Origin of the sequence: Actinomadura terrae (assembly GCF_022751215.1) — a bacterium.
GTDB lineage: Bacteria > Actinomycetota > Actinomycetes > Streptosporangiales > Streptosporangiaceae > Spirillospora > Spirillospora terrae.
This window is the reverse complement of record NZ_JAICDG010000001.1, coordinates 1,154,318-1,179,705: the sequence shown is the minus strand read 5'-3', so window position 1 is coordinate 1,179,705 and position 25,388 is coordinate 1,154,318. Positions and strand designations below refer to the sequence as shown.

Annotated in this window: 26 protein-coding genes; 8 read left to right on the top strand and 18 right to left on the bottom strand. The window is 73.5% G+C overall.

What is annotated here, in order from left to right; translation table 11 throughout:
• The first annotated feature begins 52 nt into the window (after positions 1-52).
• Together sigJ and K2F47_RS05245 are read left to right on the top strand one after the other, a co-directional pair.
• A complete protein-coding gene (gene sigJ, locus K2F47_RS05250; RefSeq protein WP_242901579.1) occupies positions 53-934 on the top strand; it encodes an RNA polymerase sigma factor SigJ in 882 nt (293 codons plus the stop codon).
• 57 nt (positions 935-991) lie between these two features.
• Complete coding sequence (locus tag K2F47_RS05245) at positions 992-1,651, top strand: hypothetical protein (protein WP_242901578.1); 660 nt, start codon at positions 992-994, stop codon at positions 1,649-1,651.
• On the opposite strand, the gene K2F47_RS05240 is transcribed toward K2F47_RS05245, so the two are convergent.
• The 9 genes from K2F47_RS05240 to trhA all read right to left on the bottom strand — a co-directional run bounded on the left by K2F47_RS05240 (position 1,652) and on the right by trhA (position 10,948).
• Positions 1,652-2,152, bottom strand: coding sequence for a transglutaminase-like domain-containing protein (locus tag K2F47_RS05240; RefSeq protein WP_242902578.1), 501 nt, complete (start codon positions 2,150-2,152; stop codon positions 1,652-1,654).
• Positions 2,152-2,889, bottom strand: a complete 738-nt coding sequence (dapB, locus tag K2F47_RS05235) for a 4-hydroxy-tetrahydrodipicolinate reductase (RefSeq protein ID WP_242901577.1) — start codon at positions 2,887-2,889, stop codon at positions 2,152-2,154. Before dapB ends, K2F47_RS05240 begins: the two co-directional genes overlap by 1 nt.
• Positions 2,890-2,975: 86 nt before the next feature.
• A complete protein-coding gene (locus tag K2F47_RS05230) occupies positions 2,976-3,386 on the bottom strand; it encodes a phage holin family protein (RefSeq protein WP_242901576.1) in 411 nt (136 codons plus the stop codon).
• A gap of 17 nt (positions 3,387-3,403) precedes the next feature.
• The gene (locus K2F47_RS05225) at positions 3,404-4,504 is read right to left on the bottom strand and encodes a histone deacetylase-like amidohydrolase (RefSeq protein WP_242901575.1); all 1,101 of its coding nucleotides are present in this window, start codon (positions 4,502-4,504) and stop codon (positions 3,404-3,406) included.
• A gap of 27 nt (positions 4,505-4,531) precedes the next feature.
• Positions 4,532-5,860 carry a M16 family metallopeptidase gene (locus K2F47_RS05220; RefSeq protein WP_242901574.1) on the bottom strand — a complete coding sequence of 443 codons (1,329 nt, stop codon included), beginning with the start codon at positions 5,858-5,860 and terminating at the stop codon, positions 4,532-4,534.
• A gap of 81 nt (positions 5,861-5,941) precedes the next feature.
• A complete protein-coding gene (locus K2F47_RS05215) occupies positions 5,942-8,293 on the bottom strand; it encodes a polyribonucleotide nucleotidyltransferase (protein ID WP_242902577.1) in 2,352 nt (783 codons plus the stop codon).
• Positions 8,294-8,655: 362 nt separating this feature from the next.
• The gene (gene rpsO, locus K2F47_RS05210) at positions 8,656-8,925 is read right to left on the bottom strand and encodes a 30S ribosomal protein S15 (protein WP_067461705.1); all 270 of its coding nucleotides are present in this window, start codon (positions 8,923-8,925) and stop codon (positions 8,656-8,658) included.
• Between the two features lie 240 nt (positions 8,926-9,165).
• Positions 9,166-10,116 (bottom strand): bifunctional riboflavin kinase/FAD synthetase, encoded by a 951-nt coding sequence (locus tag K2F47_RS05205; RefSeq protein ID WP_242902576.1) that lies wholly within the window; start codon positions 10,114-10,116, stop codon positions 9,166-9,168.
• A 133-nt stretch (positions 10,117-10,249) separates the two neighbouring features.
• Positions 10,250-10,948 (bottom strand): PAQR family membrane homeostasis protein TrhA, encoded by a 699-nt coding sequence (gene trhA / locus K2F47_RS05200; protein WP_242901573.1) that lies wholly within the window; start codon positions 10,946-10,948, stop codon positions 10,250-10,252.
• Positions 10,949-11,069: 121 nt separating this feature from the next.
• On the opposite strand from trhA, the gene K2F47_RS05195 reads away from it, so the two are divergent.
• Complete coding sequence (locus K2F47_RS05195) at positions 11,070-11,639, top strand: MFS transporter (protein WP_242901572.1); 570 nt, start codon at positions 11,070-11,072, stop codon at positions 11,637-11,639.
• A 65-nt stretch (positions 11,640-11,704) separates the two neighbouring features.
• Positions 11,705-12,367 (top strand): SCO family protein, encoded by a 663-nt coding sequence (locus tag K2F47_RS05190; protein WP_242901571.1) that lies wholly within the window; start codon positions 11,705-11,707, stop codon positions 12,365-12,367.
• 14 nt (positions 12,368-12,381) lie between these two features.
• Here the strand turns inward: K2F47_RS05190 and truB are convergent, their stop codons facing one another.
• The 8 genes from truB to rimP all read right to left on the bottom strand — a co-directional run bounded on the left by truB (position 12,382) and on the right by rimP (position 21,143).
• The gene (gene truB / locus K2F47_RS05185) at positions 12,382-13,260 is read right to left on the bottom strand and encodes a tRNA pseudouridine(55) synthase TruB (protein ID WP_242901570.1); all 879 of its coding nucleotides are present in this window, start codon (positions 13,258-13,260) and stop codon (positions 12,382-12,384) included.
• Positions 13,261-13,284: 24 nt separating this feature from the next.
• Complete coding sequence (locus tag K2F47_RS05180) at positions 13,285-14,565, bottom strand: DHH family phosphoesterase (protein WP_308198368.1); 1,281 nt, start codon at positions 14,563-14,565, stop codon at positions 13,285-13,287.
• Positions 14,562-15,101, bottom strand: coding sequence for a 30S ribosome-binding factor RbfA (gene rbfA / locus K2F47_RS05175; protein WP_242901569.1), 540 nt, complete (start codon positions 15,099-15,101; stop codon positions 14,562-14,564). The genes K2F47_RS05180 and rbfA overlap by 4 nt, the downstream gene beginning before the upstream one ends.
• A gap of 155 nt (positions 15,102-15,256) precedes the next feature.
• Positions 15,257-15,568 (bottom strand): DUF503 domain-containing protein, encoded by a 312-nt coding sequence (locus tag K2F47_RS05170; RefSeq protein ID WP_242901568.1) that lies wholly within the window; start codon positions 15,566-15,568, stop codon positions 15,257-15,259.
• Between the two features lie 211 nt (positions 15,569-15,779).
• Positions 15,780-18,854, bottom strand: a complete 3,075-nt coding sequence (gene infB, locus K2F47_RS05165) for a translation initiation factor IF-2 (protein WP_242901567.1) — start codon at positions 18,852-18,854, stop codon at positions 15,780-15,782.
• Between the two features lie 108 nt (positions 18,855-18,962).
• Positions 18,963-19,235, bottom strand: a complete 273-nt coding sequence (locus K2F47_RS05160; RefSeq protein ID WP_242902574.1) for a YlxR family protein — start codon at positions 19,233-19,235, stop codon at positions 18,963-18,965.
• A gap of 34 nt (positions 19,236-19,269) precedes the next feature.
• Positions 19,270-20,424: a transcription termination factor NusA gene (gene nusA / locus K2F47_RS05155; RefSeq protein ID WP_242902573.1), complete on the bottom strand. Its 1,155-nt coding sequence runs from the start codon at positions 20,422-20,424 to the stop codon at positions 19,270-19,272.
• Between the two features lie 26 nt (positions 20,425-20,450).
• Positions 20,451-21,143, bottom strand: coding sequence for a ribosome maturation factor RimP (gene rimP, locus K2F47_RS05150; protein WP_372490820.1), 693 nt, complete (start codon positions 21,141-21,143; stop codon positions 20,451-20,453).
• Positions 21,144-21,386: 243 nt separating this feature from the next.
• Between rimP and K2F47_RS05145 the strand changes: the two genes are divergently transcribed.
• The 3 genes from K2F47_RS05145 (at position 21,387) to K2F47_RS05135 (ending at position 24,084) form a co-directional block, all read left to right on the top strand.
• On the top strand, positions 21,387-22,433 hold the full coding sequence (locus tag K2F47_RS05145; RefSeq protein WP_242901566.1) for a ferritin-like domain-containing protein: 1,047 nt from the start codon (positions 21,387-21,389) through the stop codon (positions 22,431-22,433).
• A gap of 87 nt (positions 22,434-22,520) precedes the next feature.
• Positions 22,521-22,922 carry a hypothetical protein gene (locus K2F47_RS05140; RefSeq protein ID WP_242901565.1) on the top strand — a complete coding sequence of 134 codons (402 nt, stop codon included), beginning with the start codon at positions 22,521-22,523 and terminating at the stop codon, positions 22,920-22,922.
• Between the two features lie 97 nt (positions 22,923-23,019).
• On the top strand, positions 23,020-24,084 hold the full coding sequence (locus tag K2F47_RS05135) for a TRM11 family SAM-dependent methyltransferase (protein WP_242901564.1): 1,065 nt from the start codon (positions 23,020-23,022) through the stop codon (positions 24,082-24,084).
• Here K2F47_RS05135 and K2F47_RS05130 read toward each other — a convergent pair.
• Positions 24,081-24,782, bottom strand: coding sequence for an HAD family hydrolase (locus K2F47_RS05130; RefSeq protein WP_242901563.1), 702 nt, complete (start codon positions 24,780-24,782; stop codon positions 24,081-24,083). The genes K2F47_RS05135 and K2F47_RS05130 overlap by 4 nt on opposite strands.
• 102 nt (positions 24,783-24,884) lie before the next feature.
• On the opposite strand from K2F47_RS05130, the gene K2F47_RS05125 reads away from it, so the two are divergent.
• On the top strand, positions 24,885-25,178 hold the full coding sequence (locus K2F47_RS05125) for a hypothetical protein (RefSeq protein WP_242901562.1): 294 nt from the start codon (positions 24,885-24,887) through the stop codon (positions 25,176-25,178).
• Positions 25,179-25,388 lie beyond the last annotated feature (210 nt).

Sequence of the window (25,388 nt, the reverse complement as noted above, 5' to 3'; positions counted from 1 at the left end):
TCGGGGTCGGACGCGTCATTGGTGTGACGTGGCCGATCGGAGGATGGGGAGCATGGACGAGCGGGAGTTCCTGGCGGAGCGGTTCGAGGACCATCGGGGGCATCTGAAGGCCGTCGCCTACCGGATGCTCGGGTCGCTCGCCGAGGCCGACGACGCCGTGCAGGAGGCGTGGCTGCGGCTCAGCCGGACCGACGCCGCCGCCGTGCAGAACCTCGGCGGGTGGCTCACGACCGTGGTCGGGCGGGTGTGCATGGACATGCTGCGGTCCCGGACGTCCCGGCGGGAGACGCCGCTGGACGAGCGGCTGCCGGACCCGGTGGTCAGCCCGGTCGACGGGGTCGATCCGGAGCAGCGGGCGGTGCTGGCCGACTCGGTCGGGCTGGCGTTGCTGGTCGTGCTCCAGTCGCTCACGCCGGCGGAGCGGCTGGCGTTCGTCCTGCACGACCTGTTCGCGGTGCCGTTCGAGGAGATCGCGCCGATCGTGGGGCGCTCGCCCGCCGCGTCCCGGCAGCTGGCCAGCAGGGCGCGGCGGCGGGTGCGCGGGGAGGTGCCCGTGCCCGAGCGGGACCTGGCGCGGCAGCGCGAGGTCGTGGCGGCGTTCCGGGCGGCGGCGGCAGGCGGGGACTTCGAGGCGCTCGTCGCCGTCCTCGACCCGGACGTGGTGCTGCGGTCCGACCAGGGCGCGGTGGCCGGGGGCGGCTGGCGGGAGGTGCGCGGCGCGCGGAACGTGGCGAAGCAGGCGCTCACGTTCCCGCACGAGCCGTACGAGGTGGTGCCCGCGCTGGTCAACGGCACGGCCGCGATCGTCGGCGTGCTGCGCGGTCGGCCCGCCTCGTTGCTCGCCTTCACGGTCGCGGACGGGCGGATCGTCGCGATCGACATCCTCGCCGACCCCGAGCGGCTCGCCGACCTCGACCTCCCGACTCACGGCTGACGCGCGAACCCCCGGGAGGGGCGCCGCGTCTCAGGTGGGAGGGAGGAATCGTTGCGTGTGAGGCTGCGCCTGTTCCAGGCGGCGGGGTACCGGGTCGTCCAGCCGTGGCGGCCGCTGCGGCACACCGCCCTGTCCGACCCGGAGGGGTACGGATGGCTCGTCGGCGACCGTGAGGGGCTGGCGCGGCTGGCCGGGCTGTTCGCGTTCGCGGCGTACTCGCGGCACACGCTCGTCCACGTGCCGCTGCGGGACGGGGCGCCGATCGACGGGGACGAATGCTTCCTGGAGTCGTGCGGCGGCCGCGTCGACCTGCTGCTGGCGCACCATTCGCTGGGGTTCCCCGCGTCTCGCTGGCCCGGCGTCCGGCGGAGGCTCGCGGGCGGGACGCCCATGTCGGTGCGGCCGGATCTGGAGCGCGCCGTGCGGGACGCGGCGGCTTGGGAGGGGCGGGTCGAGCGGCAGGGCTTCCGCGACTGGCTCCGGCCCGTCACGCATGCGCGGACGCTCTGCCTCACCGGCAGCCGGGACGTCTTCGCCTGCGCCTCCACCGAGTTCGCCTACGCGCTGGAGCGGGGGCCGAAGCAGAAGCGCGTCAGCCGCGGCGACGCGGCCCGGGTCGCGTCGCTGACCGGCCTGTTCGAGCCCGAGATCGCGCGCCGCCGAAGGGAGCTCGACATCTCCTACAAGCAGCATCCGTCGGCGCTGCGCACCCGCTGATCAGCCGAGATCGGTGGGCAGCGTCGCGGACTTCAACGCGTCCAGGACGGCGCGCGGCGGCGCGGCGTGCACGGTCGGGAGGACGGGCGCGTCCGGGTAGGCCAGGCGGTCGTCGGACGCGGAGAACTCCAGGTCGGTGCCGCGCGGGTCGAGGTGGACCCAGCGGTCGTCGACCAGCGCGGCGGTGAGGCCGTGCAGGACGCCGTCCAGCCGCTGGTAGCACAGCCCCGCCTGGACGCCGCCCGCGCGCAGGAGCGCGACATAGGCGTGCGCCTTGGCGAAGCAGAGCCCGGTCCGCCGGTCGAGCGCGTCGGAGGCGCGCCAGGCGGTCGCCTCCAGCGAGTGGGTGATCTCGTCGCGGACGTGGTCGAACGCCGCGCGGGCGTAGGCGAGGTCGTCGCCGGTGCGCAGCCGCGCGGCGATCGTCTGGACGAGCGGGTGCTCGATGTCGATCGCCTCCGACGCGCCGAGGTACTCCCACGGCTCGGCGTCGAAGTCCATCACAGGCCGAGCAGCGACTCGATGCCGATCGTGAGGCGGTCGGGCAGCCCGGCGACCTCGCGGACGGCCAGCACCACGCCCGGCATGAACGACTCGCGGTTCATCGAGTCGTGCCGGAGCGTGAACAGCTCGCCGTGCCCGCCGAGGATCACTTCCTGGTGGGCGACCGCGCCCGACATCCGCACGGCGTGGACGCGCACCCCGTCGACGTCCGCGCCGCGCGCGCCGTCCAGCGCCGTGGACGTGGCGTCGGGGAAGGGCGCGGCACCGGCGTCCGCGCGGGCGGCGGCGATCAGCTCGGCGGTGCGGCGGGCGGTGCCGGACGGGGCGTCCGCCTTGTTCGGGTGGTGGGTCTCGACGACCTCGACCGACTCGAAGAACGGCGCGGCCTTGCGCGCGAACTGCATCATCAGCACCGCGCCGATGCCGAAGTTCGGCGCGATGAGGACGTTGCCCGTCCCGTCCTCCAGCCAGGAGCGGACGGTGTCGAGCCGCGCCGCGTCGAACCCGGTGGTGCCGACGACGGCGTGGATGCCGTGCTTGACGCACCACTGGAGGTTGTCCATGACGACCCCGGGGTGGGTGAAGTCGACAACGACCTCGGCGGCGGTCAGCGCGTCCAGCTCGTCGCCCTGGTCGACGGCGGCGGCGAGCTCCATGCCGTCCGCGCCCTCCACGGCCCGGCACACCTCGGCGCCCATCCGGCCCCGCGCGCCCAGCACCCCGACCTTGATCACGTGTTCCTCCCCGTCTCGGCGTCCGCCCGAGCCTACCGCCGGGCACCGCGCCCGGCGCCGCCGCCCGGTGCCGCCGGGCGGCGGACCTAGTACCGGTCGTCGCGCCGGTCCTCGTCGCGGTCGAAGACGTCGTCGGCGACGAACACGTTGAGCACCCAGCTCACGACGCCGATGATGATCGCGCCCCAGAACGCGGGCCAGAACCAGTCCACGTGGAAGGGCAGGTCCAGCTTCCCGGCGATCCAGCTCGTCAGCATGAGCAGCGCGGCGTTCACCACCAGCGCGAACAGTCCGAGCGTGAGGATGTAGAACGCGCACCCGAGAACCTTGATGACCGGTTTGAGGACCGCGTTGACGACGCCGAAGATGGCCGCGACCGCCAGCAGCGTGAGCGCCCGCCGGGTCCCGCTGCCCGCGGTCAACTCGATGCCGTCCAGCAGCGCCTGCGCCACCCACAGCGCGACGGCCGAGATCACGAGCCTGATAAGGATCTTCACGCCGGGGCGATACCCGATCAGGGACGGGGTCTAACGGCCTCCAGATCGAGCGCCGCCGCCGCACGCTCCACGGCCTCCCGCTGGTGGGGGGCGAGTTCCTGGCCGGGGATACCGAGCAGGCCGTCCAGGAAGGGGTCGGTGACGGGGGTGCGCACACCGGCGAGGGTCTCCACGACGGCGAGGCCGCAGAACGGGACGTACTCGGGTGAATAGCCGCCCTCGTGGGCGACGACGACCGGCGCGCCGTAGGACAGCACGTGCGAGGTCAGGCGCCGGTACGCGTCCGAGTGCAGGCACATCCGGGCGAGCGGGTCGTAGGCGCCCGCGTCGAACCCCGAGGCCACGAACACGAGCTCGGGCTCGAACGCGCGGACGGCGGGCCCCACCACCCGCTCGAACGCCTCCTCGTAGGCGCCCGCGCCCGACCCGGCGGGCAGCGGGACGTTGACCGTGAACCCCTCTCCCGCCCCAGTCCCGCGGTCGGTGACCTTGCCGGAGTCGGCCGGGAAGAGCCCGTCTTGGTGCAGCGAGACCGCCAGCACCCCGGGATCCGACTCGAAGATCGTCTGGGTGCCGTTGCCGTGGTGGACGTCCCAGTCGACGACCGCGATCCGGCGCAGCCCCCGCGCCCTGGCGTGCTCGGCGGCGACCGCGATGTTGCCGAACATGCAGAACCCGATGCCCTGGTCCGGCACGGCGTGGTGGCCCGGCGGCCGGACGAGCGCGTAGGCGTTGGCGACCGTCCCGTCCAGGACGGCGTCGACCGCCGCGATCACGCCGCCGGCGGCGAGGCGGGCGATCTCGTAGGAGCCGGGCCCGAACGCCGACTCGCCGTCGCCCGCGTCCCCGCCGCCCGACTCCGACAGCTTCCGCATCCGCGTCACGTGCGCCTCGGTGTGGACGCGCAGCAGCTCGGCCTCGGTGGCCGGACGCGGCGCCACCCGCACCAGCCGGTCCAGCAGCCCGCTCACCTCGACCAGGTTGCGGAACCGGCGCTTCGCCTCCGGGGTGTCGGGATGCCGCAGCGGCTCCAGGAAACCGCCGCCGGGCACGCCGAGCGGCCCCGTCCCGGTGTCGTACCAGAAGTAGCGCTCGTGGCAGATCCAGCCGGTGCTCAAGTAAGGGCTCCTGGGGGGCGGAAAGGCTCAGGCGGCGAAGTCGCGGTCGCCGACCGGGCCGATCACCGTGAGCGCCTGCGGGGCGTCCAGCACCTCGCGCGCGACCGCGCGGACGTCGTCGAGCGTGACGGCCTCGATCCGGGCGAGGACCTCGTCGACCGGCAGCAGCGACTCATACACCAGCTCGCTCTTGCCGATGCGGCTCATCCGGGACCCGGTGTCCTCCAGGCCGAGCACCATCGCGCCGCGCAGCTGGCCCTTCCCGCGCTCCAGCTCCTCGGCGGTGAGGCCCGCCCCGCCCGCCAGGGCGACCTTGGCGACCTCGTCCCGGCAGATCGACAGCACCTCTTCGACCTTGCCGGGCTGGCACCCCGCGTAGACGCCGAAGACGCCCGAGTCGGCGTACTGCGCGGTGTAGCTGTACACCGAGTACGCGAGGCCGCGCTTCTCCCGCACCTCCTGGAACAGCCGCGACGACATGCCGCCGCCGAGCGCCGCGTTCAGCACGCCGAGCGCGAACCGGCGGTCATCGGTGCGCGAGACCCCCGCGCCGCCGAGCACGATATGCGCCTGCTCGGTGTCCTTGTCGATCACTCGGGTGGACGGGGCGACCGGCACCCGCGCGCCGTCCAGCCGGGGCGCGGCGGGCGCGGCGTCGCCGGTCAGGTGCTCGGCGAACGCGCGCGAGACCAGCCCGACGACCTCGTCGTGGTCGATGTTGCCCGCCACGGACACGACCAGGTTGGGCGGGACGTAGTGCTCGCGGTAGTAGTCGTGGATCCGGTCCCGCGACAGCGCGTTGATGGAGTCGACGGTGCCGAGGATGGGGCGGCCGAGCGGCGTGTCCCCGTACAGCGCGGTCGCGAACTCGTCGTGGATGAGGTCGCCGGGGTCGTCGTCGCGCATGTGGATCTCTTCGAGGATCACCCCGCGCTCGGCCTCGACGTCCTCGGGACGGTTGACCGACGCCGCCACCATGTCGGACACGACGTCCACGGCGAGCGGCAGGTCGGAGTCGAGCACCCGCGCGTAGTAGCAGGTGTACTCCTTGGCGGTGAACGCGTTGAGGTCGCCGCCGACCGCGTCGATCGCGGCGGAGATCTCCAGCGCAGACCGGGTGCGCGTGCCCTTGAACAGCACGTGCTCCAGGTAGTGGCTGGCGCCCGCGTCCGCGACCGCCTCGTCGCGGGACCCGACGCCCGACCAGATGCCGAACGCGGCGGACCGCACGGTCGGCATCGACTCGGTGATCACGCGGAGCCCGCCGGGCAGGACGGTGCGGCGGACCGCGCCGGCGCCCTCGGTGTGGATCGTGGTGGTGGTGCCGGGCTCCTGCGCCCTCGCCGGCAGCGTCACGTGTCGCTCACATTCCGTCGATGGGAAACGGCCGACCGGCCCGCCCTCGATGGGCGAGCCGGCCGGTCATCGGTGTATCCGTCAGGAGTTGCGCTGGCCGGCGTCGTCACCGCCGCGGCGGGTGCGGCGGCGGCGCGGGGCCCCGCGGCGCTCGCCGTCCTCGCGGCGCTCCCGGCGCTCGTCGCCGTCCTCGCCGTCACCGGCGGCGTCGCCCGCGGCGGCGTCCGCCGGGCCCTCGCCCGCCTCGTCGGCGGCCGCGGACTCGCGGTCGACGACCTCGACCGGCACCAGCGACAGCTTGCCGCGCTGGTCGATCTCGGTGACCTCGACCTGGATCTTCTCGCCGACGCCGATGACGTCCTCGACGTTCTCGATCCGGGCGCCGCCGTGCAGCTTGCGGATCTGCGAGACGTGCAGCAGGCCGTCCTTGCCGGGCAGCAGCGACACGAACGCGCCGAACGTCGTGGTCTTGACGACGGTACCGAGGAACCGCTCGCCGACCTCCGGCATGTGCGGGTTGGCGATCGCGTTGATCGCCTGCCGCGCGGCCTCGGCGGAGGGCCCGTCGGTGGCGCCGACGTAGATCGTGCCGTCGTCCTCGATCGTGATGTCGGCGCCGGTGTCGTCCTGGATCGAGTTGATCATCTTGCCCTTGGGGCCGATGACCTCGCCGATCTTGTCGACCGGGACCTTGATCGTGATGATCCGCGGCGCGTTCGGGCTCATCTCGGCGGGCGCCTCGATGGCCTCCTGCATGACGTCCAGGATCGCCAGCCGCGCGCCCTTGGCCTGCTTGAGCGCGGCGGCCAGCACCGAGGCGGGGATGCCGTCGAGCTTGGTGTCCAGCTGCAACGCGGTGATCACGTCACGGGTGCCGGCGACCTTGAAGTCCATGTCGCCGAACGCGTCCTCGGCGCCGAGGATGTCGGTCAGCGTGACGTACTCGCCGCCCTCGTGGATCAGGCCCATCGCGATGCCCGCGACCATCTGCTTGAGCGGGACGCCCGCGTCCAGCAGCGACATCGTGGACGCGCAGACCGAGCCCATCGACGTGGAACCGTTGGAGCTGATCGCCTCCGACACCTGCCGGATCGCGTACGGGAACTCCTCGCGGGTCGGCAGCACCGGGATCAGCGCGCGCTCGGCGAGCGCTCCGTGCCCGATCTCGCGCCGCTTCGGCGAGCCCACCCGGCCGGTCTCACCGGTGGAGTAGGGCGGGAAGTTGTAGTTGTGCATGTAGCGCTTGGTGCGCTCGGGGTTCAGCGTGTCGATCATCTGCTCCATGCGGAGCATGTTCAACGTGGTGACGCCCAGGATCTGCGTCTCGCCGCGCTCGAACACCGCCGACCCGTGCACCCGCGGGATCACGTGCGCCTCGGCGGTGAGCTGGCGGATGTCCTTCAGCCCGCGGCCGTCGATGCGCAGCCCGTCGCTGATGACCCGCTCGCGGACGAGCTTCTTGGTCACCGCGCGGAAGGCGGCGGAGATCTCCTTCTCGCGGCCCTCGAAGTCCTCGCCGAGCTTCTCGGCGGCGCCGGCCTTGATCTCGTCCAGCCGGGACTCGCGCTCCTGCTTGGCCGCGATGGTGAGCGCCTGCGCGAGGTCGTCGCTGACGGCGGCGGTGACGGCGGCGAGCACGTCGTCCTGGTAGTCCAGGAAGATCGGGTACTCGGCGGTCTCCTTGGCGGCGACGGCGGCGAGGTCGCTCTGCGCCTTGCACAGGACCTTGATGAACGGCTTGGCCGCTTCCAGGCCCTGCGCGACGGTCTCCTCGGTCGGCGCGGTCGCGCCCTCGCCGACGAGCTTCAGCGTGTCGCGGGTGGACTCGGCCTCGACCATCATGATCGCGACGTCGCCGTCCTCCAGCGTGCGGCCCGCCACGACCATGTCGAAGGTCGCGCGCTCCAGCTCGGGGTGGGTCGGGAAGCCGACCCACTGGCCGTCGATCAGCGCGACGCGGACGCCGCCGATCGGGCCGGAGAAGGGCAGCCCGGCGAGCTGCGTGGACATCGAGGCGGCGTTGATCGCCACGACGTCGTACAGGTGGTCGGGGTGCAGCGCCATGATCGTCTCGACGACCTGGATCTCGTTGCGCAGGCCCTTGGTGAACGAGGGGCGCAGCGGCCGGTCGATCAGGCGGCAGGTGAGGATCGCGTCCTCGGACGGGCGGCCCTCCCGGCGGAAGAACGAGCCGGGGATGCGCCCGGCCGCGTACATCCGCTCCTCGACGTCCACGGTCAGCGGGAAGAAGTCCAGGTTGTCCTTGGGCTTCTTGGACGCGGTGGTCGCCGACAGCACCATCGTCTCGTCGTCGAGGTAGGCGACGGCCGAGCCGGCCGCCTGGCGGGCCAGCCGGCCCGTCTCGAAGCGGATGGTCCGGGTGCCGAACGTGCCGTTGTCGATCACGGCCTCGGTGCTCTGCGCGCCATCGATGCGCACGGCTTCTGTCACGGGAAACCTCCTCAAGGTTCCTTCGTCGGTCCCCGCGGCCGTCTCCCGTGGCTTTCACGCTGCCGGTCTTCGATCGAAGCATCCGGATCGCATGCCCGCCGGCGCGGCGGACGGATCCGGAAGCCACTACCGAGGACCGGCCCGCACCAGCGGTGTCCGCGAGGCTTGTCTCCAGTTGGCGGCCCACCCCGCCATCGGGGCCGGGTGGCCGGTGCGCCGGGGGCCGGCCCGCACGGCCGGGCCTCCGGCGTGGCCGGACGGGGACGCCCTGCGCGGATTCGCGCCGGCGCGGCCGTCCGGACCAATACAAGAGAGGGAGTGGCCGCGGCCACTCCCTCGGTGTGCTATCGGCGCAGACCGAGTCGCTCGATCAGCTTCCGGTAGCGGTTGATGTCCTTGTTGCTCAGGTACTTCAGGAGCCGGCGACGCTGGCCGACCAGCAGCAGCAGCCCACGGCGGCTGTGGTGGTCGTGCTTGTGCTCCTTGAGGTGCTCGGTGAGATCGTTGATCCGCCGGGTCAGCAGCGCGACCTGGACCTCCGGGGAACCGGTGTCACCCTCAGTGGTCGCGTACTCGGCGATGATCTGCTTCTTCGTGGCGGTGTCGAGCGACACGTGGCTCCTTCAGTGAGGTCGTCACCCGCAGATCCCGGGCCCGGTGGGCGCTCGGGTCCGCATGGTGCGTGTTAAGAGAGTGGTGAGCCGCATGAGGGTGCAGCCAACCGCGCCGGGGCCCTTCCCGGCGACTATTCACCGTACCACGCCTGAAAGCCACCCCGTCACGATGCGGAAACGGCATGATCACGCAGGGTGCGCCCCGTTTCGCCTGCATATCGAGGGTGATGACCGGGCGTGTTACGCGTCCGGCGCGGCGGTGATCTCGCGGGCGCGGTCGACGTCGCGGTGCATCTCCTCGATCAGCGCCTCGATCGAGTCGAACTTGAGCGTGTCGCGGATGCGGGCGGTGAAGTCGGCGGCCATGTGCTCGCCGTACAGGTCGAGGTCGTCGCGGTCCAGCGCGTAGGCCTCGACGGTCCGCTCCACGCCGTCGAACGTCGGGTTGGTGCCGATGGAGATCGCGGCGGGCCAGCGGAAGCCCGGGTAGCGCTCGGAGTCGCAGACCAGCCAGCCCGCGTACACGCCGTCCGCCGGGATCGCGGTGTGCGGCACCGTCTCCAGGTTCGCGGTCGGGAAGCCGAGCGCCCGGCCGCGCTGGTGGCCGCGCACCACGACGCCCTCGACGCGGTGCGGGCGGCCGAGCGCCCGCGCCGCCGCCTCGACGTCGCCCGCGTCCAGCCGGTCGCGGATGTAGGACGAGGAGATCGTGTCGCCGTTGGCCACCAGCGGCATGCCCTCGGCGGTGAAGTCGTACTTCTCGCCCAGCTCGGTCAGCAGCGCGACGTCGCCCCGGGCGCGGTGCCCGAACCGGAAGTCCTCGCCGACGATCACGTGCGCGGCGTGCAGCCGGTCGACGAGCACGGACTGGACGAACTCGTCCGGCGGCACCTTGGACAGCTCCAGCGTGAACGGCACGACGACGACCGCGTCGGTGCCGAGGCCCTCCAGCAGCTCGATCCGGCGCGTGGTGGAGGCCAGCAGCGGCGGGTGCGTGCCGGGGCGGACGACCTCGTCCGGATGCGGGTCGAAGGTGATCACCACGGACCGCAGCCCGCGTCGGCGGGCCTCCTCGGCGGCGGCGCCCACGATGCGCTGGTGGCCGCGGTGCACTCCGTCGAACACTCCGATGGTGACCACCGAACGGCCCCAGTCGGCGGGAACCTCGTCGAGGCCATACCAGCGCCGCACCATGCTCTCCCTGCGTAGGACGTGAGTGCCCGGTCTATCCCCTGCCGTCTAAGGGTGCCATGCGCGGTCGGGTGGAGTCGCACCCAGGGTGCCCCCGCCCGCGCAGGCGGGGCGTCGGCCCCGCGCCGCCGCGTCAGGCCGACTGGTAGACGACCAGGGAGACCGCGATGTATTGCAGGACGTACGCGGCGAGCGTGCACGCGTGGAAGACCTCGTGGAAGCCGAACCAGCTCGGCGACGGGTTGGGGCGGCGCAACCCGTACACGACGCCGCCGACGCTGTAGCAGACGCCTCCGAGCGCGACCACCACGCAGGCGGCCACCCCCGCGCCGGACAGGAACTGCGGCATGAAGAACACCGCGACCCACCCCAGGACGATGTACAGGGTGACGTAGAGCGCGCGCGGGGCGCCGATCCAGGTCGTCCGGAAGACGACACCGGCGATCGCGCCCGTCCACACGATGGCGAGGACGCAGACGCGGACGGCGCCGTCCAGCGCGAGCACCGCGAACGGCGTGTAGGTCCCAGCGATGATCAGGTAGATGTTGGCGTGGTCGAACCGGCGCAGCACCTCGACCAGCCGGTGCGAGCGCTGCCGGTGGTAGGTGCCCGAGATCCCGAACAGCATCCCGGAGGTCGCCACGTACAGCGCGGACGCGAGCCGCGCCTGCGTGGTGGGGCCGAGCGCGACGAGCACCAGCCCCGCGACCAGCACCGCCGGGAACGCGCCGAGATGCAGCCAGCCGCGCAGCCGGGGCCGGGTGGGGGACGGCACCTCGGGCCGTTCGGACCCGGTGGTCTCGGAGAAGGGGGTCTCGGTCCCGGTGGTCATGGGGTCGCTCCTCGCCAACGAACGTCGCCAACGAACCTACGGTCACGTAGGTTACGCGACAGTAGGATCACGCGCACGGTGTTCCGGGGGTGATGCTCCCCACGGAGACCGCCATGGGACCATGGGACCACTCATGCTCGTCCAGCCCCGTTTCCGTCTTGCCCGCGCGGTGGTCTTCGCCACGGTCTGCCTGACCCTGACCACCGCCGGCCACGCGTACGCGGCGGGCGCCTGCGCGCCGCCGCCCTTCGCGGTGGCCGCCGGGTTCGCGCTGGTGACCGGGTTGGCGCTGCTGCTGTGCGGGGCCGAGCGATCGTTCTGGACGATCGGCGGCGTCCTCGCGGGCGCCCAGTTCGCCCTGCACGCGCTCTTCGCGGGCGCGTCCACCGGCGTCGTGCATCCCGCCGGGGACGCGCACGCCCTTCCGGCGGCGCAGGGCGGAGGCGGGATGACGCTCGCCCACGTCGGCGCGGCCCTGGCGACCGCCTGGTGGCTGCGGCGCGGCGAGGCCGCGATGTGGTCGCTGGCGCGGCGGGTCTCCGCGGCGGCGGGACGGCCGTGGCGGCCGATCGTCGCCGTCTCCCCCGCCGGGTTCCCGACCCCGCCGCCGTGCCGGACGCGGCGCCCGGCACGGCCGGCGTCGGACGCGCCGCTCCGCCGCGTGCTCGTCCGCGGCCCTCCCGCGCGCTGAACTCCCCAGGCCTTCACCCGTCGCGGCTCACGCGACGGGATTCCTTCTCACGTGGAGAGTTCCGCATGCGCGTTTCCGCACGCCCTGGGCTGGGCACCGGCCTGGCCGGTATCGGCCTGGCGGGCGTCCTGCTGGGCGCCGCCGCCTGCGGCGGGGACCCGGCCCCCGCCACCTTCGTCGACAGCACGCCGTCCTCGCCCTACAAGGCCACGATGCTGCCCGCCTCGTACACGCTGCCCGACGTCACGATGACGGACGTGGACGGCCGCCCCTACGACCTGCCGAAGCGGACGCGGGGCAAGGTGACCCTGCTGTTCTTCGGCTTCGCCAACTGCCCCGACGTCTGCCCGACCACGATGGCGGACGCGGCGGGCGCCCTGCGCCTGCTCAGCCCCGCCGAGCGGGCCCGGATCAAGGTCGTGTTCATCACCGCCGACCCGGCCCGCGACTCCCCGGCGGCGCTCAAGGACTTCCTCGGCCGCTTCGACCCCTCGTTCGTCGGCCTCACCGGCCCGTGGAGGACGATCGAGCGCGCGGCCGGGGTCGCGAAGGTCCCGGTCAGCCCGGCGCCGAAGAACCCCAAGGGGAACTACCAGGTGCAGCACGGCAGCAACGTCATGACCTACGGGCCGGACGGGTCCGGGCGGCTCCTGTTCCCCTACCAGTTCGGCAGCGCCGACATGGCCAAGGACCTCAGGACGCTTCTCTCCAAGGAGAAAGCCGCTTAGGGGACGAAGGTCGCTTAGGGAACGAAGACGGCGAGGGGCTTCGCCCGGCCGTCCTTCTCCTCGACCAGGGCCAGCAGGGTCCCGTCGGGCGCGAACACGCCGACGGGGCCCGGCCCGAGCCCGGCCGCCTTCAGCCGCCCGCCGTGCGCGACCGAGCGGGCGTCCTCGGCCGAGACGTCGCGGCGCGGGAACGCGGACGCGACCGCGTCGCCGATCGGCAGGATCTCCAGCGTCTCGGCGAGCCGCTCCAGCGTCCGCGCCATGCCGAGGTCGTAGGGCCCGACGCGGGTGCGGCGCAGCGCGGTCAGGTGCCCGCCGCAGCCGAGGGACGCGCCGAGGTCGCGGGCCAGCGCGCGGATGTAGGTGCCGGACGAGCAGCCGATCGAGGCGTCCACGTCGATCACGTCCCCGTGCCGCCGGACATCGGTCACCGCGAAGTCGTGCACGGTCACCGGGCGGGCCTTGAGCGCGACCTCCTCGCCCTTGCGGGCCATCTTGTAGGCCCGCTCGCCGTTCACCTTGATCGCGCTCACCTGCGGCGGGACCTGCTCGATCGGGCCGGTCAGCGCGGCGATCCCGGCGCGCAGCGCCTCGTCGGTCACGGCCGCGGCCGACGCGGACGCGGTGATCTCGCCCTCGGCGTCGTCGGTGTTCGTCGACTCGCCCAGCCGGATCGTCGCGTCGTAGCCCTTGGCGGTCAGCGCCAGGTGGCCGAGCAGGCGGGTGGCCTTGCCGACGCCGACCACGAGGACGCCCGTCGCCATCGGGTCCAGCGTGCCGGCGTGCCCGACCCGCCGCGTCCCGGCGATCCGCCGCATCCGGCCGACGACGTCGTGCGACGTCCAGCCCTGGGGCTTGTCCACGATGACGAGCCCCGATTCACCCGGTTCCACATACGCTCCGCAGCAGTCGGTCGGTCAGTCGGCGTCGCCCGGCAGGCGCAGCGCGGCGCGCAGCCGGTCGATGATCCAGGCGGGCTCCCCGCCCATGGTGAACGCGGCGGCCGTGCGGTGCCCGCCGCCGCCGAGCTCGACGCAGGCGCGCCCGACGTCCACCGCGCCCTTGGCCCGGGTGGAGACGTACCACTCGCCCTTGTCGGTCTCCTTCAGCACGACCGCGACCTCGGCCTCGTCGGTGCGCCTGAGCTGGTCGATGACGCCTTCGAGCTGGTCGTAGGGGACGTCGCGGGAGTCGCGGTCGGCGCGCGCGATCGTCGTCCAGACCAGGCCGCGGCCGCCCGCCGCGTCCCGCTCCAGCCGGGCCCGCGCGAGCGCGCCCGCCAGCACCTGGAGGTAGCCGAACGGCGCCCGGTCCCACAGCTCGCGGCTGACCGCCTCGGGGCGGACCCCGGCGGTCAGCAGCCGTCCCGCGAGGTCGTGCACCTCGGGGGTCGTGCAGGGGTACTTGAACGAGCCGGTGTCGCTGGCGAGCCCCGCGTACAGGCCCTCGGCGATGGCGCCGTCGAGCGGGACGCCGAGCCGCCGGATCAGCTCCTCCACGAGAACGGCGGTGGCGGCGGCGTCCGGATCGACCAGCCGCACCCCGCCGAACCCGGTGTTGGACGCGTGGTGGTCGACGACGATCAGCGCGCCGGCCCGGCCGGCGCGGGCGGCGAGCGAGCCCAGCCGGGACTGGCCCGCCGCGTCCAGCGAGATCATCAGCGCGGGCTCCTCGGGCATCCGGTCGGGCTCGACCAGCAGCTCCTGGCCCGGCAGGAACCGCAGGATCGCCGGGACCCGGAACGGCTCCCCGAACGAGGCCAGGCAGCGCTTGCCGAGCGCGCGCAGCGCCTGCCCGAGCGCCAGCATCGAGCCGAGCGCGTCGCCGTCCGGCGCGACATGGCAGGCCAGGCACACCTCGTCGGCCGCGCGGATCAGCTCGACCGCCCGCTCCCACTCCATTCCCTGGTCCGTGCCCTGCTCGGGGCCCGGCGACGCGGGGGTGGGCGGCGGCATGGCCGCCGGGTTCGGGTTCGTGGCGGTCGAGTCGGTTGAGGCGGGGTTCTCGGCGGGATCGGCGGTGCCTGGGTTCAGCGCGGAAGGCGCCGCCGGCGCCGTGGTGGCGCGGGGGGCGCGCGGGACGATGTCGTGCCCGCCCGCGGAGTGTCCGCCCGCGTCGCGCCCGCCCGCGTCGCGCCGCGAGCAGCGCCGCGTCCATCCCGTGCCCGGCGTCTCCGCGCGCCCCTCGGGGCCGCTCACGATGACGGGGGCCCGGTTCGTCCGTCCCCGCCGCCCCGGGACCCGGCCGCGCCGAGGCCGTCCGAGCGGGCGGTGCCGCCGGTGTCCGGCTCGTCGTCCTCGGCCTCGGCGGCGTCCTCGTCCGGCTCGCGGTAGGGGTTGGCGTCGCCGGCGTGGGACGCGCCCTGCGCGGCCCGCGCGACCTCGGCGTCCCGGGCGCGGGCCTGGGCGAGCAGGTCGTCGATGTGGGCGGCGTTCTCCATCAGGGAGTCCATGACGAAGGTGATGCTGGGCGTGTGCCGGACCCCGGTCTTGCGTCCGACCTCCGTCCTGATCACGCCCTTCGCGCTCTCCAGCGCGGCGGCCGTCTCGGCGCGCTCGCCGTCCGACCCGTACACCGTGTAGTAGACGGTGGCGTCGCGCAGGTCGTTGGTGATGCGGGTGTCCGTCACGGTGACGAACCCGAGCCGCGGATCCTTGATCCGGCGCTCCAGCATCTCCGCCACGATCTGCTGGATGCGGTCGGCGAGCTTGCGCGCGCGAGCTGCGTCCACCATGATCGCACTCCCTTTCTCGGTTCCCGCGACGATGCGTCGCGGACTCAAGGTCACGGTGCGCGGGGACGGTCCCCCGCGCACCCGCGGTTCCGGCCGGTGCACCGTTCCGGGACGGCTCCCGGGACGGCGCCGGCCCGGGACCCCGGCGGCGCCGGTCAGCCGTCGTCGTCGTTGAAGAGCCGCTGCCTGGCCGACAGCAGCTCGATCTCGGGCCGGCCCGCCACCAGCCGTTCGCACTGGTCGAGTACCTGGGTGCAGTTGGCCGCGGTGGCCGACACCACCGCCACCCCTATCTCCGCCCTGCGGTGCAGGTCGTTGTCGCCGGTCTCGGCGACGGCCACCGCCGGGAAGTGCTTGTGCACCTCGGCGATGATCGGCCGCAGCACGGACCGCTTCTGCTTCAGCGAGCGGACGTCGCCGAGCAGCAGGTCGAGTGTCAGAGCACCCACGTACACCTGGTCGATCACCTCGGAATCGCATAGGTGGAACGACGGTGATACACCGCCGTGTTCCCGGGACGAGCCGCCATCACGCGGACGAACCGGGACATGACAGACGCCAGGCTAGAAGATCCGCCTGGCGCCGTGTCACCGATCAGTCGATCATTTGTCTCACCGGGCGGGCCCGGCGGCGCGTCCCGCCCCGTGGGGCGGGACGCGCCGGGGCCGAGCCGCCGCGTCAGTCGCGGGGCTTCTCCCGCATCTCGTAGCACTCGACGACGTCGCCGAGCTTGATGTCGTTGTAGCCGACACCGATACCGCACTCGAAGCCCTCGCGGACCTCGGTCGCGTCGTCCTTGAAGCGGCGCAGCGACGACACCGTGAGGTTGTCGGACACCACGACCCCGTCGCGGACGAGCCGGGCCTTGGCGTTGCGCTGGATGATCCCCGAGGTGACCATCGAGCCGGCGACGTTGCCGATCCGCGGCACCTTGAAGATCTCCCGGACCTCGGCGGTGCCCAGCTGGGCCTCCTCGAACTCCGGCTTGAGCATGCCCTTGAGGGCCGCCTCGATCTCGTCGATCGCCTGGTAGATGATCGAGTAGTAGCGGATGTCGACGCCCTCGCGGTCGGCGATCTCCTGCGCGTTGCGCTCCGGCCGCACGTTGAAGCCGATGATCACCGCGCCGTCCGAGGCCATCGCGAGGTTGACGTCGTTCTGCGTGATCGCGCCGACGCCGCGGCGGATGATCCGCAGGTTGACCTCGTCGCCCACGTCGATCTTGAGGAGCGAGTCCTCCAGCGCCTCGACCGAACCGGACACGTCGCCCTTGAGGATGAGCAGCAACTCGTCGCGCTCGCCGCGCTCCAGGTCCTTGAACAGCTCTTCCAGGGAGCTGCTCTTGCGGCTCTTGAGCAGTTCGGCGTTGCGCTTGCGCGCCACCCGCTTGTCGGCGATCTGCCGGGCGACCCGGTCGTCGTCGACGACCAGGAAGTTGTCGCCCGCGCCGGGCACGGCCGCGAGGCCGAGCACCAGCACCGGACGCGACGGGCCCGCCTCCTCGACGCTGTTGCCGTTCTCGTCGAGCATCGCCCGGACGCGGCCGTGCGCCACGCCGCAGACGATCGAGTCGCCGACCCGCAGCGTGCCGCGCTGCACCAGCACGGTCGCCACGGCGCCCCGGCCCTTGTCGAGGTTGGCCTCGATGGCCGACCCCTGCGCGGGCATGTCGGGGTTGGCGCGCAGGTCGAGCTCGGCGTCGGCGGTCAGCACGATCGCCTCCAGCAGGCCCTCGATGTTGAGGCCCTCGCGGGCCGACACGTCGACGAACTGCGTCTGGCCACCGAACTCCTCGGCGACCAGGCCGTACTCGGTGAGCTGCGCCCGCACCCGGTTCGGGTCGGCGCCCTCGAGGTCGACCTTGTTGACCGCGACCACGATCGGGACCCCCGCCGCGGTGGCGTGGTCGATCGCCTCGGTCGTCTGCGGCTTCACGCCGTCGTCGGCCGCGACCACCAGCACCACCAGGTCGGTGGTGTCGGCACCGCGGGCACGCATGGCGCTGAACGCCTCGTGACCCGGGGTGTCGATGAAGGTGATCTTGCGGTCCTCGCCGTCGACCTCGGTCTCGACCTGGTAGGCGCCGATGTGCTGGGTGATGCCGCCGGCCTCGCCCGCGACCACGTTGGCCTTGCGGATCGCGTCGAGCAGCTTGGTCTTGCCGTGGTCGACGTGACCCATGACGGTGACCACCGGCGGGCGGGTCTGGAGGTGCTCCTCGCCGCCCTCGTCCTCGCCGTACTCGATGTCGAAGGACTCGAGCAGCTCGCGGTCCTCGTCCTCGGGGCTGACGACCTGGATGTCGAAGTCCAGCTCGAGCCCGAGGGCCTGGAGGTCGTCGGGGTCGACCGACTGCGTCGCGGTGACCATCTTGCCGAGGTGCATCATGATCGCGACGAGCGACGCCGGGTTGGCGCCGATCTTCTCGGCGAAGTCGGTCAGCGAGGCGCCCTGCGGCAACCGGATGGTCCTGCCGTTGCCGCGCGGGGCCTGCACACCGCCGACGGCGGGTGCCTGCATGTTCTCGAACTCTTGACGGCGCGCCCGCTTCGACTTGCGTCCGCGCGCGGGCCGCCCGCCGGGACGTCCGAAGGCGCCCTGCGTGCCGCCGCGACCGCGACCGCCGCCACCGGGACGGGGACCGAAGCCGCCGCCGCCGGGACGTCCGCCGCCACCGGCGCGGGGCGCGCCGAAGCCGCCGCCGCCACCGGGACGACCGCCGCCACCTGGGCCGCGACCGCCGCCACCGGGACCGCGACCGCCGCCACCCGGGCCTCGGCCGCCGCCACCGCCCCCACCGGGACCGCTGCGCCCGGGGGCGCCCTGCGGCCGCGAGGACGGCATGTTCATCGGGCTCGGACGCGGGCCGCCCGGCCGGGGCGGCATGCCGCCCGGGCTCGGACGCGGACCACCGGCGCCGGGAGGGCCGCCGGGACGGCCGCCGCCGGCGGGACGCGGCCCGCCCGGACGGTCGCCGCCGCGCGGGCGGTCATCGCGCTCGGGACGGTCGCCGCCGGGCCTCGGGCCGGGACGGGGACCGGGCTTGGGCGCCTGGCCCATGCCGGTGTTGGTCGAGCTGAACGGGTTGTTGCCCGGACGCGGACGTCCGCCGCCGGCACCGCCGCCACTCTGGCGCGGGCCGGGACGCGGGCCCGGCTTCGGCGCGCGGGGACCCGGCTTGGGGCCGGCACCCGGACCGGCGCCGGGACCGGCACCAGGACCGCGGCCGCCGCCGGCGGGCCCGGCGGGGCCGGACGCGGGCGGAGCGGACGGGGTGCTCGGAGCACTCGGCGCGCTCGGCGCCTGGGCCGCGGGCGCGTTCACCGGCGTGCTCGGCGCCGGCGGGACGGGCGGGCGGGGGCCCGGCTTCGGACCCGCGGGACCGCCCGCGGGGCCGCCGGGGCCCGGACGGGGCGGCCCGGCCGGACGCGGCGCCGCGGGCCGGGGGGCCTGCGGGCGGGCGCCCTGACCGTCGGACGCGCCACCGGATGCGCCGCCCGGGGAACTTCCGGGCGGGCCGGGGCGCGGCCCGGACGGGCGGGGCCCCTGGGGCCGCTTCGGCCCGACACGCTTGTCCCCCTGCTTGGAGGACGAAGAACTGGAAAAGGCTTCGGTTAGCCTGCGAACGACCGGCGCCTCGATCGTGGAGGACGCCGACCGTACGAACTCGCCCATCTCCTGGAGCTTGGCCATGACGACCTTGCTCTCTACACCGAACTCCTTGGCGAGTTCGTATACCCGGACCTTGGCCACTGCACTCCCTACTCGGTCCGGGGGTGCGGCCTCCGGACCGTAGCTAACTTGCCGTACTCATCGCGGCGTGCTCATCGAGCGCTCATAGCAATCTCGACCTGCTTCCGACTAGACGTCGCTTACCATTCGGCCATCCTGCTGCTGCACCGCCCGCTCCGCAAGCCGCGCCCGCAGCGCGCTGTCATCGAGCGGCCCCGGCAGGCGGAACGCCCGCGGGAACGCCCGACGTCGCTCTGCGAGCTCGAGACACGCCAGGTCGGGGTGCATATGAGCGCCCCGGCCCGGGAGCCGCCCTCGGGGATCGGGGACGATGACGCCCCCCACCACCACCAGGCGCAGCAAGTCGGACTTGACCGTGCGAACCCGGCAGCCCACGCACATGCGTCGCGGAGCCACCCGGCCACGTCTCATGAGTCTACCGCGCCGAGGCGTCGGCGGGACCTGTCGCATGCTCCCCCGGCGCAGAAGATCCCGATTCGCCCGAATCACCCGAGGCGGGCCGCGTGCCCTCCGAACCCGACTCGCCGGACGACTCGCGCCCGCCGCCGGCTGCGCCACCAGGCGCCCCGCCGGTGCTGTCGGCCGGAGCCTCCCCGGCACCGGACGCGGCCTCCGCCGGTTCGGTGTCGGAGCGGATGTCGATCCGCCAGCCGGTCAGCCGCGCGGCGAGCCGGGCGTTCTGCCCCTCCTTGCCGATGGCGAGGGAGAGCTGGTAGTCGGGCACGATCACCCGGGCGACGCGTCCCTCGGCGTCGATGACCTCGACGGCCGAAACGCGCGCCGGCGAGAGGGCATTCCCGACGAACTCCGGCGGCTCGTCCGAGAAGTCCACGATGTCGATCTTCTCGCCGTGCAGCTCCGCCATCACGTTGCGGACGCGGCTGCCGAGCGGCCCGATGCAGGCTCCCTTGGCGTTCACGCCCGCCTTCCGCGACCGGACCGCGATCTTGGTGCGGTGGCCGGCCTCCCGGGCGATCGCCGCGATCTCCACCGTGCCGTCGGCGATCTCGGGGACCTCCAGCGCGAACAGCTTGCGCACGAGGTTCGGGTGGGTGCGCGACAGCTGCACCGACGGGCCCCGGTGGCCCTTGCGGACCTGCACCACGTAGGCGCGCAGCCGCTCGCCGTGCTCGTACCGCTCGCCGGGCACCTGCTCCTGGGGCGGCAGGACGGCCTCGATCTTGCCAAGGTCGACCAGCACATTCCGCGGGTCCTTGCCCTGCTGGATGATGCCGCTGACGATGTCGCCCTCGCGGCCCGCGTACTCGCCGAAGGTCAGCTCGTCCTCGGCGTCGCGGAGCCGTTGCAGGATGACCTGCTTGGCGGTGGTCGCCGCGATGCGCCCGAACCCGGTCGGGGTGTCGTCGTACTCGCGGACGGCGGCGCCCTCCGCGTCGGTCTCGGTCGCCCAGACCGTCACGTGCCCGCTCTGCCGGTCCAGCTCGACGCGGGCCTTCGGCGCCGCGCCCTCCGTCCGGTGGTAGGCGATCAGCAGCGCGTCTTCGATGGCCTTGACGGCCACGTCGAGCGAGATGTCCTTCTCGCTCTCCAGGCCCCGCAGGGCGGTCATGTCGATGTCCACGAGGTGTCCCCCCTCTAGTCCGGCTCAGCCGGAGAACGCGTTTTCTCGGCCGCGCCGGCGCCGTCCCCCCGGGCACCGCCCGCCGGAGCCTTGAACTCCACCTGCACCCTGCCGCGTCCCAGCTCGCCGAAACCCAGCCGGCGCCGTCCCGCCTGCGGTTCGGCGCCCTCGGCCCCGGCGCCCTTCGGCCCGGAGCCCTTCGACGCGGCGGGCTTTCCGCCCTTGCCGCCCTTCCCGCCCTTGCCGCGGCGCGGCGGCGTGACGTCGATCTCGACGGCCTCCTCGTCGGCGGCGACGACCCGGCCCTCGATCTCGCCGCCGGCGGCGAGCGGGACGACCACGAGCCGTCCCACGGCGCGGCGCCAGTGGCGCGGCTCGGTGAGGGGACGGTCGACGCCGGGCGAGGTCACCTCCAGCACGTACGGCGAGGTGCCCATCACCTCGGAGGCGTCCAGCAGCGCGGAGGCGGACTCGCTGATCCGGGCGATGTCGTCGAGCGCGACGCCGTCGTCGCCGTCCACGACGACCTTGACCAGGCGGCGCCGGCCCGCGGGCCGGACGTCGACCTCCTCCAGGTCGAAGCCCGCCTCGGCCACGGCGGGCGCGAGCAGCCCGGTCAGCTCGGCGACGGCCGCCTCGCGGGTCGGCCGCGCCGGCGACTCGCCGCGGCCCCCCTGAGCGCGGCCACCGCGGGACTCGACGCTCATGGGACCCTCCTCCTGTTGTGCTCCGCTGCGAAATCCGCCCGCCTCCGGGGCGGGCGCGGGCCGCGCTGAAACCACCGCGCGGCCGTTGGCCCCCCAAGACTATCGACAGCCGGGCACCGCGACGGTCCTCCGGACAGCTCACCGGCGCGCCGGATATGGAATGCTTGAGCTGGCCTGATGGACGCGTCCGGGCCGGGACCGCCGCGGGCCGCCACCACCACGTCACCGGGTGAGGAGACGCCCTTGCCAGCGGTCGTTCCGCGGCTGCGCCCGCTCGTGCGCCCGCCCGCGCCCTGCTCGACGCCCAGTTCGACGCCCTGCCCGGCACCCGGCTCGACGCCCGGAGCCGCCGTCTCCCGGCGGGCCGTGTTCGGCGGCGCGGCGGCGCTGGCGCTGCCCTGGCTGGCCGGGTGCTCCGCCGAGGCGTCCCCGCGCCGGGACGTCGCGACGCTCGCCGGCGCGATCGCCTCCGAACAGGATCTCGTCGCCTCCTACGAGGCCGCGCGGGCGGCGGACGCCTCGCTGGCCCGCCGGATCGACCCCGTCCTCGCGCATCATCGCGAGCACCTGGCGGTGCTGAGACGGCACTACGTGCCGGGGTCGGGGAAGCGGGCGCACGAGGGCGGCGCCATCCCGTCCCCCAAGGCGATCCCGTTGCCGCCCGGAGGCGAGCGCATCATCGCCGCGCTGCGGAAGGCGGAGGAGCGGGCCGCGCTGGCGCGCAGGGAGGACGCGGGCCGGTGCCGTCCGGGGCTGGCGCAGCTCATGGCGAGCATCGGCGCGTGCGAGTCCGGCCACGCCGCGGCGGTCCGGCCCCCGGCGCCGCGCGACGCTCCGAGGTCGGACGCCAGGGCGCTCCAGACGGCGCTCGCGGCCGAGCACGCGGCTGTGTACGGGTACGGGATGCTCGGCGCGCGGCTGCGCGGCGGCCTCCAGCAGGCGGCCAAGGACGCGTGGAACGCGCACCGCGCGCAACGCGACCGGCTGAGCGCGATCCTGTCGGTCCCGCCGGTCGCGGCGGCGCCCGCCTACCGGCTGCCGGTGCGGGTCGCCTCCGCCCGGAGCGCGGCGCAGCTCGCGGCGGCACTGGAGGACGGCCTGGTCCCCGCCTACGTGGGGCTCGCCGGCGCCTCGTCCCCTGACCTGCGCTATCTCGCCGCCGACAGCGCCCAGGTCGCGACGGCCCGCTCGGCGCGCTGGCGGTCGGCCGTGGGCGACCCCGCCCCGCGGGCGGCGTTCCCCGGGCTGCCGTCGGAGGCGCTGTCACCGCGTCCGAAACCGGGTGAGTGATCTCCCGCACTCCGGGAACGAAAGGGCTCCGACCATGCGTTGATCCTTTTTGTACTGGATCACTCGGGGGAGGAGCCCAGACCCGCCATGAGCACGCACGGGAGCGACACCGGTGGGCGCAGCGCGCTGGAGGAGCTCCGCGCCGCCTACCACGACCAGTTGACGCAGCTCGCGGCCGAGCGCGACGAGGCGCGGCGGCAGGCGCGCCGCGCCCGGAACGAGGCGGCGGTGGCGCGCGCGGACCTCGCCAGCCTCACCAGCCGCGTCCAGGAACTGCTGGCCGCCGCCGCGCGGCACCTGCCCGACCTTCCGGCCCTGGAGGCCCTGGCCGCGCAGCCACGCGCCCTGGAAGCGGCAGAAGTGAAGGCGGCGGAGGTGAAGGCGGCGCCCGAGCCCGTCGCGCTTCCTGCGGCCCAGGAGCCCAAGCACAAGAGCGCTGACAGGCGCAACGCCCGGGGTGGCAAGAGGCGACCCGTCCGGGCGGGCTGACCGAGAAGGAACGGCCCGCCAATGGGCCGCCTGGAGGCCGCCGGGGATGCTTCCCCGGCGGCCTCCCCAGACCTCCGTCACTGCTAATGTCCGACGGATGACCGCGTACGGCCTCCTCGTCTCCCCATCGCACAACAGGGTCTACGCGCAGGCGGCCGCCGACCTGGTGAAGGCCGAGCTGTCGGTCTTCAGCGAACGGGCCCTCGGCGGCCGGATCACCGACATCGCGGAATCGTCCATCGGCGGCGTCCCCTACGTCACGTTCTCCGCGGACGGCCTGACCGAGCCCGACATCCGCCTGCTCTCGAACCTGTCATCCCTGTACGCGCTGTTCCAGATCGAGGACGGCGGTCTCCTGCGCCCGGTGACGATCGAGCCCCTCGACCTGTTCGGCAGCGACCTGCTCACCATCCAGAAGTACTCGGGCAAGACCAACGAGAACTTCACGAAGCTGCTGCTGAACGTGACCGCGATGGCGACCGACTCCCCCATGGACCTCGTCACCGGGCGTCCCCGCGTCCTGGACCCCATGTGCGGCCGGGGGACGACGCTCAACCAGGCCGTGATGTACGGGCTGGACGCGGCCGGGATCGACATCGACGGCAAGGACTTCGAGGCCTACGCCGCGTTCATCCGGACGTGGCTGAAGAACAACCGCGTCAAGCACCAGGCGGAGATCACCAACATCCGCCGCGAGAAGGCCGTCCTCGGGCGCCGCCTGCACGTGACGCTCGGCGCGTCCAAGGAGCGCTACAAGAGCGGCGAGACGATCGAGATCACCGTCGTCAACGCCGACTCGGTCGGGGCCGGGAAGTTCTTCCGCCCCGGCACGTTCGACCTGATCGTGACCGACGCCCCGTACGGCGTGCAGCACGGCAGCCGCCCGAAGGGCAACCGTCCCGGACGCGGCGCCGGCAAGCCCGTGCTGTCGCGGAGCCCGGTCGAGCTGCTGTCGGCGGCCGTCCCGGAATGGGCGCGGCTGCTGCGCCCCGGCGGCGCGATCGGCATCTCCTGGAACACCTTCGTCGGGCGCCGGGACGAGCTGGCCGGCATCCTGGCCTCCAACGGCCTCACCGTCCAGGACTCGGGCGGCTACCTGGGCTTCCGCCACCGCGTCGACCAGGCCATCACCCGCGACCTGATCGTCGCCCGCAGGAGTTAGGCGGCGGCCCAGCGTTCGACATGGGGCAGTAGTTCCTCCAGGTCGTGGATGAGCGCGTCGGGCGGGGTGAGGCCGGGACGGCTGAAGGCGTGCGTGGTCTGGTGCCAGATCTGGACGGCGCGGAGCCCGGCAGCCTTGGCGCCGTGGATGTCGTCGTAGGGCCGGTCGCCGACGAAGACGCAGGACGCGGGGTCGGTGGCGCCGACGGCGTCCATGGCGGCGCGGAACGCCTCGGCGTGGGGCTTGGTCCAGGGGATCTCACAGGAGTAGACGGCGCCGTCGAGGTGGCGGAGGACGTCGTCGCGGGCGAAGACGCGCTCGTGCCAGTCGCGGGACCACATCGTGTTGGACAGCACGCCGATCTTGATGCCGCGCTCGCGGAGCGCGTCGAACAGGCCGGGGACGGCGGGGTCGGTGTGGGTGTGGGGCGTCCACGCCTCGAAGTGGGAGAGCAGGAGGGCGTCGGAGCAGCCGACCCCGGCGAGCTCGAAGACCTCGGCGAGCGTGGCGCTGCGGTGCTCCTCGGTGCCGCGCCGCCACAGCTCCTTCTCGGCCTCGACCAGCGCGACGGCGGCGCGCTCGACCTCGTCCGGCGGCAGGTGCGCCGAGCAGATCGCGCGCCACATCTCGGTCACCTCGATGTCGTGCCAGGGGGTCAGCGTGCCGCCCCAGTCGAAGATCACAGCCTGTACGCCCATGCCCCGGATGGTAACCGCATGGCGAACCACCGCGAATAGCGTGAACCGCAGCGGGGATACCGCCCCGGCAAGCGGAAAGTCGAGCCGAGTCCGGAGGAGCCGATGAGCATGCGCGATCCCGGCGCGGACCGTGACCCCCGTGAGAATCCCCGCACGGGCGCGGACGGCCTGGACGACATGGGAGACGACGAGCAGGCCGAGGAGATCGCCCTGACCGAGCAGTACGTGGAGGACCCGCCCGACGACCTCGTGATCGAGGAACCGGAGGAGAGCGAGGACGGGGTCGGCGTCACCGACTACGAGCGGCAGATGACCCGGGAGGGGGAGGACGAGCCCTGGCCCGACCCGGACGGACCCGCCGAGTCTGATGCCGTGAACCCCACCAGGAGGCCCTAGCCGTGCCGGGGGAAGACTCCGGTTACGGGGGTGGCGAGAGTCACTTTGCGGTTCCGTTACCCGGTCAGGGGGAATGTCGTAGGTACGCCGTAGGTTGCGCGTAGTGGGCGAACTTGCGAGGTGACCGGGGCATGTACGAGGCAGCCGCGGCACCGGCCGGCCCCCCGGTCGGCGTCGTACCCCTCCCCGTGGACGGGGACGCTCCTCGTA